The 9499-nt window shown below is 31.9% G+C and carries 10 protein-coding genes; all 10 read right to left on the minus strand.

Annotated features, from left to right (window positions below; translation table 11 throughout):
* Positions 1-300: 300 nt before the first annotated feature.
* Positions 301-1065 (minus strand): tryptophan synthase subunit alpha, encoded by a 765-nt coding sequence (gene trpA, locus F7B34_RS06110; RefSeq protein ID WP_292460949.1) that lies wholly within the window; start codon positions 1063-1065, stop codon positions 301-303.
* A 111-nt stretch (positions 1066-1176) separates the two neighbouring features.
* A complete protein-coding gene (locus F7B34_RS06115; protein WP_292460950.1) occupies positions 1177-1356 on the minus strand; it encodes a hypothetical protein in 180 nt (59 codons plus the stop codon).
* A 110-nt stretch (positions 1357-1466) separates the two neighbouring features.
* A complete protein-coding gene (gene trpB / locus F7B34_RS06120) occupies positions 1467-2636 on the minus strand; it encodes a tryptophan synthase subunit beta (protein WP_292460951.1) in 1170 nt (389 codons plus the stop codon).
* Between the two features lie 34 nt (positions 2637-2670).
* Complete coding sequence (locus F7B34_RS06125) at positions 2671-3306, minus strand: phosphoribosylanthranilate isomerase (protein WP_292460952.1); 636 nt, start codon at positions 3304-3306, stop codon at positions 2671-2673.
* Between the two features lie 84 nt (positions 3307-3390).
* A complete protein-coding gene (locus F7B34_RS06130; RefSeq protein WP_292460953.1) occupies positions 3391-4131 on the minus strand; it encodes a DNA methyltransferase in 741 nt (246 codons plus the stop codon).
* Positions 4131-4958: a hypothetical protein gene (locus tag F7B34_RS06135; RefSeq protein WP_292460954.1), complete on the minus strand. Its 828-nt coding sequence runs from the start codon at positions 4956-4958 to the stop codon at positions 4131-4133. Before F7B34_RS06135 ends, F7B34_RS06130 begins: the two co-directional genes overlap by 1 nt.
* 28 nt (positions 4959-4986) lie before the next feature.
* Positions 4987-5574, minus strand: a complete 588-nt coding sequence (locus F7B34_RS06140) for an aminodeoxychorismate/anthranilate synthase component II (protein WP_292460955.1) — start codon at positions 5572-5574, stop codon at positions 4987-4989.
* Positions 5575-5750: 176 nt separating this feature from the next.
* Complete coding sequence (locus tag F7B34_RS06145) at positions 5751-7109, minus strand: anthranilate synthase component I (RefSeq protein WP_292460956.1); 1359 nt, start codon at positions 7107-7109, stop codon at positions 5751-5753.
* A 125-nt stretch (positions 7110-7234) separates the two neighbouring features.
* Positions 7235-8245 (minus strand): anthranilate phosphoribosyltransferase, encoded by a 1011-nt coding sequence (gene trpD, locus F7B34_RS06150; protein WP_292460957.1) that lies wholly within the window; start codon positions 8243-8245, stop codon positions 7235-7237.
* Complete coding sequence (gene trpC / locus F7B34_RS06155; RefSeq protein WP_292460958.1) at positions 8242-8928, minus strand: indole-3-glycerol phosphate synthase TrpC; 687 nt, start codon at positions 8926-8928, stop codon at positions 8242-8244. Before trpC ends, trpD begins: the two co-directional genes overlap by 4 nt.
* Positions 8929-9499 lie beyond the last annotated feature (571 nt).

Here is a 9499-nt window from a genome sequence, read left to right on the forward strand (position 1 = left end):
ACATTGATTTTTTAAGTATATATAGTTTTAAGGGTGATTTACGACAGATGATTTAAGGATATTTTGCATTATAAACTAAATTTTATCAATATTTTTTTAAAATATTTAAAATCTACAAGGAACAATATAAAAAAACCAATTTTATCTTAAATCCTTTAAAAATCTCCATAATTTAATTTATCTAAATATATTAATAATACCAAAAATAACACTCATCTACGACAGGATTAAAATACTTATTTTCAAAAATAGAGGAAGTTTTAATGATTTTATTAAAAAATTAAAGATTATAGCGAGGTATTATTGGGAACCTTCCAATACTCCCTCTTTTAATTCCTTAGCTTTTTCTTCAAGTTTCTTTACTGTCTCATCAGAATCGCCGTATTCTTCAATTATTTTTACATAGGCACTTCCAACTACAACACCGTCTGCACCGTTTTTTATGAATTCTTTTGCATGCTCCTTTTTTGATATTCCAAATCCAACATAAACTGGTTTTTTACATAAATTCTTTGTTCTATTAAGGAAATCCAAGGCAAGATTTGAAACATCATCCCGAGCTCCTGTTGTTCCATATACCGATACAAGATAAACAAACATAGAGCTAGCCTCATCAATCTTCTTTAATCTATCCTCTGAGGTATTTGGTGCAGCAAGGAATACCGTTCCAATATCGTATTTTTTACAAACATTTAAATATTCCTCAGCATCTTCAACAGGCAAATCCACAATAATAAGTCCATTTCCACCAACTTCTTTAAGTGTTTTAACAAAATTCTCCACACCTTTTGTAAATACTGGGTTGTAGTATGTCATTACAACAACGGGAGTGTCGGAAGTTTTCCTAAATTCTTTTATTATATCAAAAACCTTTGAAACCTTCATACCATTATTTAATGCCCTTACATCTGCCTTTTGGATTGTTTCTCCATCTGCCATAGGGTCGCTGAATGGAATCCCCAATTCGATTATATCCGAGTATTTAGAAAGTGCGTTCATAAATTTCAATGTAGCATCAGGAGATGGGTCTCCTGCAACAATAAAGGATACAAGTTTTTTTTCCATAAAAACACCTCTTTTTTGCATTTTTTGAATATGTTGTAATTAATGATTTAATGGATATGTCGTATTTTGCATTAACACTGAGGGATTTTAAAATATCTTCTGTTCTTTTTCTTATTGAATAATATTTATTTTCTTTTTGATAATCCCAAGGGTTCTTTTTGGAATTTTTTGTTTTTTTAACTTATTAAACGTATATTCCTCTCTATATTCCCTAATAAATTTTTCACCAACTTCACGCCCTCTGCCCTTAACATCTGAAATAAGAATATCGTCCTTATGTAAATTTTGCAAGTGGAGCGATTACACCTGTTTTCTCTGGTAGCAATACTGCTTCCACCAAATACACAATATCACCTAATGTAATCAATATACACACTAATTATATTTTCCAATAAAGTCCCTTAGAATTTAATATATTTCATAACAGTTCCTAAGTCTTTATCCCCCCTTCCTGAGAGATTTACTATTATAATTTCATCTTTATCCATTTCTTTTGCCATTTTCATACCCTGAGCTACTGCATGAGATGATTCAAGGGCAGGTATAATTCCTTCTGTCCTGGACAATTCTAAGAACGCATTTAATGCCTCTTCATCTGTAATTCCTGCATACTGCACCCTTCCTATGTCCTTTAAATATGCATGCTCAGGACCTACACCTGGGTAATCCAATCCAGCGGATACACTGTATGTTTCCTTTATCTGTCCATCTTCATTTTGTAAGAAGTATGAAAACATACCGTGTAATATTCCTTTTTTACCTCTCAAAAGTGAAGCCGCATGTTTTTCCGTATCAAGTCCTTCACCAGCAGCCTCAACACCAACAAGTTGAACTTCTTTGTCATTTTTGAATTCATTGAATATACCTATTGAATTACTACCTCCACCTACGCAGGCAACAATACAGTCAGGAAGTCGCCCTTCTGCTTCCAATATCTGTTGTTTTGCCTCCCTGCCTATTACTGACTGGAAATCCCTAACCATTGAAGGATATGGGTATGGACCAACAACAGAACCTATTAAATAGTGAGTGTATTCAAATGTTTCTACCCAATCTCTAAGTGCCTCATTTATGGCATCTTTTAAGGTTTTTGAACCAGATTCAACAGGCTGAACCTCTGCACCGTGCAGTTTCATCTTATAAACATTTAACTTCTGCCTTTCTACATCTATGGCTCCCATGTAGATTTTTGTCTTCATATTGAACAATGCTCCAACCATTGCAGTGGATAATCCATGCTCTCCTGCACCAGTTTCAGCAATAAGTCTTGTTTTGCCCATTTTTTTAGCAAGAAGTGCCTGACCTAAACTGTTGTTTATTTTGTGAGCTCCTCCTAAAAGTAAATCTTCTCTCTTCAAATATATTTTTGCTCCACCCATCTTCTTTGTAAGGTTTTCAGCAAAATATAATGGGGTCTCCCTACCTGCGTATTTTTTTAGGTAGTAGTCGAGCTCAGCCTTAAACTCAGGGTCATCTTTATATTCTTTATATGCTTTTTCGAGCTCCTTTAATGATGGCATAAGCACCTCAGGAACATACTGACCGCCGTATTCTCCAAATTTAAATTCCATTTTTTATCACCAAAAATTTTTTATTAAAATTTTATTATATAATATATACTTCATTTAAATTTTTAACAAATGATTTTATTAATGATTCATCTTTTTTATTGTCCTTTTCGACACCACTGGATAAATCGACACCATAGGGTTGCACATATTCAACAATTTCCTTAACATTCTCAGGATTAAGACCTCCTGCAAGGATTATATCAATGTTTTTTGCGATTATTTTGCTCACTCTTAAATCGTGCGTAATTCCGCAACCTTTTCCAGTATCGAGAAGTATGTTATCAACAATATTGATATATTTTTTTATTTCGTTTATTAGATTTTCAGCATCTTTTTCTGGATTTGAACTTAATGAAGGAACTTTAAACGCTTTTATTATATTAATGTTATAATTATTTTTTAATTTAACAATTTCATCAACATCCATCTTTGAATGAATTTGTATATATTTAGTCCCAGTTTTTTCTATTATCTCCTTCCATTCGTCATAAGTATTTACTGTGGAGACCGCATAAACAGGAATATTTGCAATTTCCATTAATTCTTTCGCTTTTTCAAGAGGTATTTGTCTTTTAGACTCGCTTTTAACAATTACTCCTGTGGCATTAGCATATTTTTCAACTACTTTTAATTCCTCTTTTGATTTAATGCCGCATATTTTAATAAACATGATATATCACTGCACTTGCATTTTGGATAAAATTATTTAAGTTCTGTTTTTATGAATGTCATAATATTTATTTTCATTTTATAATTATAACATTGCATTTATTGTAGTTTGACCGATTCTTTTAACAATCCCATCGTAATATTTTTTGGATTTTTCAATTACTATAAAATTTCTATTTAGTTTTTTACATACTGATGCAGTGGTTCCCGTTCCACCAAATGGGTCTAATACATAATCGCCCTCATTTGAAGCTACTTTTACGATTCTTTCTATTAATTTTTCAGGCACTTGGCATGGATGCCCTTTAACTCTTTCCTTAAATGTTCCACAAACTCTTGGTATTTCCCAAACATCGTCGGGAATTTTTCCCTTTGGATTTGCTCTTTTATCATTATATATTAGCTGTCTTTTTGATGGAATTCTTACATCATCCCCATTAAATGTGAAATTATTTTTATCCTTCACATAATACAAAATATGGGTGTGCGACCGACTGAATTTTTTCCTTTGATTTTGTCCAAATGTATAATACCAAATAATCCAATTTCTAAAATATAAATTCTGTTTTTTTAAAATAATATTTATTTCTGCAACATATTCATCACCCATAGCCACAAATATAGAACCACTCTTTTTTAGAACCCTACAACATTCTTCAATCCACTGCGAGCTCCACTTTATATATTCATCATAGGGTAGATTATCATCATATCCATCATAATTTAATCCAATGTTATATGGAGGGTCAGCGATTATTAAATCAAAAGTTTCATCATCAAACTCCTTTAAAACGGTTAAACAATCACCCAATATTACTTTTTGCATTATTTCACCTCAAAAAGTTCATTTGGTGAAATTTTAAATTGTAGTTTTGTAGGGTCGGGAGTCCCTCCTTTTCTTTGCATAGTAATTCTCCCAATGTATAAACTACCTCTAGGGGATATTTTTACATCTCCTTGACCATAAAAGTTCATTACAAAATTTATATCTTTTAAAACATACTTTAAATCTCCATTTTTCATCTGTTTTGTAATTAGCATCCAATCCGCACTAAGTCCTCCCCTGCCTTTTAAGATATCGCTGATTACCATTATTTTATTTTCTTTGAAAAAATCAATAATCATTTTTTGAGATTTCTTAGGTAATTCGTTCAAAAATATTCTGTTTTCTTTTTTAGTATTCATAAATCCATATTCTTTTAGATTCAATTCTCCAGTAAATAACTTTAAACATTGAGCAATTTCATCGTCAAAGCCCCACATTTTTTGATATGAATCCACTGTTCGTTTATCCACTTGATTATAACTTGCTGTTTCATTTGCTTTTTTTAATGATAGATTTTCAATATGCAAAATTCCATCAATTTCAATAATAATCTTAACTTGCACGTCTGCCTTTTTAAATTTAATCAGAGTTTCGTAATCTTTTTCATCTAAATCATATTTTGATAAATTCTTCCTTGATAACCTTACGGGAATTTGCAATGCAATTAATTTGTCTATTTTCTTGTAATTGTAGCCCATAATTTTTAACCATTTTTTAGCATCTTTATCTTTTAAATAGTTATTAAATTTTGAAGTAATTAGTTCTTCATTTTTAAATTCGCCTTTTGCTGTTTTCGAGCCCAATTCCTTTTTGTTTAATTTACTCAATATACCACCACCATATAATATTATAATATCATTTGTAATCCAATGCCCTATCTACAAAGTTTTTTATAATCTTTAAACCCTCTTTATTTTCCCATTCAGTCAATACGCTTTCAGGATGGAATTGAACCCCTTCAATAGGTTTTGTTTTATGCCTTATTCCCATAACTATCTCTTCATCTGTATCAATTGTAATTGCAGAAACTTCAAAATCCTCTGGAACTTCAAGCACGGCTAAGGAATGGTATCTTCCAACTTCCAACGGGTTTTTAATATCTTTAAATATGGTTTTTCCGTCGTGTTTGATTAAACTTGATTTACCATGAACAGGAGGTATTCTATCCACCTTTCCTCCAAATATATGGGCTATAATTTGATGACCTAAACAAACGCCTAATATTGGAACATCCATATTTTTTATAATTTCTGGACAGTTTTCAACATCCCTTTTATTATTCGGAGCTCCAGGTCCGGGTGATATAATAATCCCATCTGGATTTATTTTTTTAACCTCTTCAAGAGTTATGGTATTTGGAACAACCTTTATTTTATCATAAATAGATGCATATTCTGCCAAATTCCATACAAACGAATCCTTGTTATCTATTATCAATATCATCATCTCACCTTAGGTTCCAAAACGAGCAAAGCGAGTTTTGGATTTTCGAAATCTTTGATTTTGAGTAATGAAATTTCGAAGAAATTTTATCTGATGGATGGCACCCTTTTTTAAAGGGTGCAATTGCATACAAACGAATCCTTATTATCTATTATTAAAATCATCCTCTCACCAATTTACTTATCAATATCATGTTCCACCTCTAATGCACGCATAACAGCTGCCATTTTTCTCTCGGTTTCGATATATTCATTTTCAGGAACAGAATCTGCAACTATTCCAGCTCCTGCTCTTAATCTGATGATGTTGTCTATTTCTGCCATTCTTATGGCTATTGCCGTATCTGCATGATTGCTGAGTGAGAAGTATCCCACAGCACCGCCGTAGATTTTTCTTCGTGATTTTTCCAATTCATCTATTATTTCCATTGCCCTATATTTCGGAGCTCCGGTTAATGTTCCCGCAGGAAATGATGCCTCTATTGCATCAAACATTGTGGCACTGTCTTTTAATTCCCCGATTACCTCACTTTCTATATGCTGAACATGGCTGTATCTTATTACCTCAAAGAATCTAGTTAATTCAACAGTTCCAGATTTTGATACTTTTCTTACATCATTTCTTGCCAAATCAACAAGCATCATATGTTCAGCCCTTTCTTTCTCATCATTGAGGAGCTTTTCCGCAAGTTCTTTTGTTTCCTCCTCAGTCTCCCCAACTTTCGTAGTTCCTGCAATTGGATTTATTTTTAAAATATTGTTCTCAACTGATGCCATTGTCTCAGGGGAAGCTCCCACAACATCCTTTTCAAATTCAAGTAAAAACATATAAGGGCTTGGGTTGAGCTCTCTCAAATTTCGATATATTTTAAATGAGGAATAATCGCTTTTTAATTGATATTCCCTTGATATTACGACTTGGAAGGCATCGCCACTGTAAATGTATTCTTTTGTTTTTTCCACCATTCCCATAAAATCCTTTTTATCTGCATCACATCCAACAATATTTGTTCCGCCTTTTTCATCCACTATCTCAGATTTTTTTGCCTTTTCAATAACTATTTCAGCCCTTCTCATTTCTTCAATGGAATTGTTTAAGGATAGGTAGTAGAATCTGTTCAGTATGTGGTCATAAACATAAACATTGTTGTAATATCCAAATATAGAAGCTTCCTCAATATCTCCGCCGATATAATTGTGTATTGTATCATAGGCAAAGTATCCTAAAAAACCTCCCGTAAATCTCTCGTTTGATTCAATATTGGTGATTTCTTTTTTATTTTTTATTTCCGATTCAAATATCTCTTTTAATGCCTTAAATGGGTTCCTTTCCTTTGAAACTGTGCTGTTGCCTATTTTTGTATTATTTTTGATATTTACAACAAACTCTGGATTTGAAGATATATAGGTATATCTCGCTTTTGAAGGGTGTTTATCTCTCGATTCTAAAATAAAAGGGTATTTCCCTTCCTCTCTTAAAACACTATACAGTTTCAATGGGTCGATATAGTCAAACTTCTGCCTAAATAGTTTCATACTATCCCGTTTTTTTGTTTTATACTTATTCTTATTTTATTCTTTTTTATTTTTTCTTTTTCTCTTTTTCGTTTTTATTTCCTATTTTTTTTATTTTTTATATTATCCAACATTTATTTATAGATTTATAAATTTGCAGATTTATAATTTTGAATTTCTCTGAGTTTATTCATCACAATACCCTCATCAATAGCATTTTTTGCCATTTCGAGACCTTCTTTATAATCTGATGCTACATCTGATGCATAAAGGGCTCCAGCAGCATTTAATAATATGAAGTTCCTATCCTCGTTAATTTTTTCTGAATTTCCTTTTCTTCCTTCGAAGACGCTTATTATTCTTTTGGCACTTTCATCCGGGCTATTGCATGGGATAGGTTTTGAAGGAGTTAATCCAACATCACTGGGATGTATTTTATATATTTCATTTTCTTTATTCTCGTTTATTTCGCAAATGGTGGAGTAATCATTTGGATTTAACTCATCAAGTCCATTTCCATATACTACAAGTGCCTTTTTAACGCCAAGAAGTTTCAATGCATCCCCAACTTTTTCAACTAAATCGGGAGAATTTACTCCCATAATCTGATAATCTGGGTTTGCAGGGTTTGCAAGGGGACCCAATATATTAAATATTGTTTTTATTCCCAATTCTTTTCTAACAGGCATTATTTTTTTCAATGCAGGATGATATTTTGGGGCAAATAAAAACACAAAGTTCGTTTTATCAATCATCTTTTTAGCTTCCTCAGGTGTGGAATCGATTTTAATATCTAATGCCTCTAAAACATTTGCAGAACCGCTTTTTGAAGTAATGGATACATTGCCGTGTTTTGCAACCTTTTTAAAGCATGATAATATGATTGACACCGCAGTGGAAACATTTATTGTAGAGGAGCCGTCCCCTCCTGTTCCGCAGGTATCACAAACACTTCCTAAATCTACTTTAACGGCATTATCCCTCATCGCCTTTGCAAAACCAGCAATTTCTTCGGAAGTAAAGCCCTTAGTTTGAAGTGCTGCAAGATAAGCCCCTATTTTTACTTCACTTTCGTTCAAAAGGTCGTTAAATAAATTATATGCCTCTTCGTATGTTAGGTCATTTCTATCGACTATTTTATTTAATAAGTCGCTCATAATTTCGCCTCCACAAATGATTTAACAAATTCCTCCATATTTTTTGCCTTCATAAAGCTTGTTCCTATAAGTGCCGCATCAGCATACTTTAAAGCCACCCTTAAATCATCTATTGAGCCAATACCACTTTCACTAACAAATACTACATCCTTTGGAATTAAATTGGATAGTTGTTCTGTGAGGGATACTGTTCCATCGTCGAGCTCTAACTTTGTAATGTCTCTATTATTCACACCAATCATGGTGGTGTTTGTATCCTTTGCTATGTCAATTTCCTCCTTATTATGAACTTCCACAAGAGTATCCAATCCATGTTCAAGGGCATAATCAACGAATTCTGCTGTTTTATCCTTCAACATTCTTGCTATTATTAATATTGCTCCCCCCTCTACTTCCGCTGTTTTTTCAATCTCATCTTTTGATATGATGAAGTCCTTCCTTAAAACCGGGAGTTCCGTTGATGCACATATTTTTTTGAACATGTCAAAGTTCCCGTTAAAGTATTTTTTATCGGTGATATATGATATTCCCGCAGCTCCTGCATTTTCATATATTCTAAGAATATCTATTTCATCCCTTCCTTTAAGCATATCGCCATATTTTGGAGAATGAACTTTTATTTCTGCTATTATCGGGTTTAGATTTTTATTTTTTGCTTTTATAATTGAATTAGTCATCTTCATAATATCACCAGTTAATTTAAGTTTATATTTATACAATCATTAAGTTAAATATATAAGTCAATAATTATGAATATTATTATGGCAAATAACAGCATATTTAATAAATTAAAAGCATTTAATATTTACACTAACAACTATTTAAAAAATCATCACCATCTCCAAGCTACATTGGAGTGGTTGCTAAAAAAAGAATCCATTTTATATATGTTTGATATTTTTGTTCTCTTTATGTCAGATGATTCCATATTTACACCCTTAAATTTTAAGAATAAAATTAAAAAATTAATATAATTTTATTCATATCCATATACATCAATAATATAAAATTTTTACTTTACATATTATTTTAATATTTCTTCTATATAATAATTTCGAATTTAGACTTCTTATTATTTTTAAAAATTTTCAAGAAAGTATTATATTTAACTTGTTTCGGCGAGAAGTCCCCTTCCGTCTTAAAAATCAAAGATTTTTAAAATCACCAACAAAGTTGGTGAGCTACAAAATGCGAAGCATTTTGTTTAATCTCCTCGCTTCGCTCGAAGATAAGGGAGGGGATGAAAGCCGAAAA

Source organism: Methanothermococcus sp. (genome assembly GCF_015523155.1).
Classification (GTDB): Archaea; AGJL01; Methanococci; order Methanococcales; family Methanococcaceae; genus Methanofervidicoccus.

What these genes read in the sequence shown, in the direction of transcription:
- trpA (WP_292460949.1), bottom strand. Translation starts at nt 1,065, where the DNA reads ATGGAAAAAAAACTTGTATCCTTTATTGTTGCAGGAGACCCATCTCCT.
- trpB (WP_292460951.1), bottom strand. Translation starts at nt 2,636, where the DNA reads ATGGAATTTAAATTTGGAGAATACGGCGGTCAGTATGTTCCTGAGGTG.
- F7B34_RS06125 (WP_292460952.1), bottom strand. Translation starts at nt 3,306, where the DNA reads ATGTTTATTAAAATATGCGGCATTAAATCAAAAGAGGAATTAAAAGTA.
- F7B34_RS06130 (WP_292460953.1), bottom strand. Translation starts at nt 4,131, where the DNA reads ATGCAAAAAGTAATATTGGGTGATTGTTTAACCGTTTTAAAGGAGTTT.
- F7B34_RS06140 (WP_292460955.1), bottom strand. Translation starts at nt 5,574, where the DNA reads ATGATATTGATAATAGATAACAAGGATTCGTTTGTATGGAATTTGGCA.
- F7B34_RS06145 (WP_292460956.1), bottom strand. Translation starts at nt 7,109, where the DNA reads ATGAAACTATTTAGGCAGAAGTTTGACTATATCGACCCATTGAAACTG.
- trpD (WP_292460957.1), bottom strand. Translation starts at nt 8,245, where the DNA reads ATGAGCGACTTATTAAATAAAATAGTCGATAGAAATGACCTAACATAC.
- trpC (WP_292460958.1), bottom strand. Translation starts at nt 8,928, where the DNA reads ATGAAGATGACTAATTCAATTATAAAAGCAAAAAATAAAAATCTAAAC.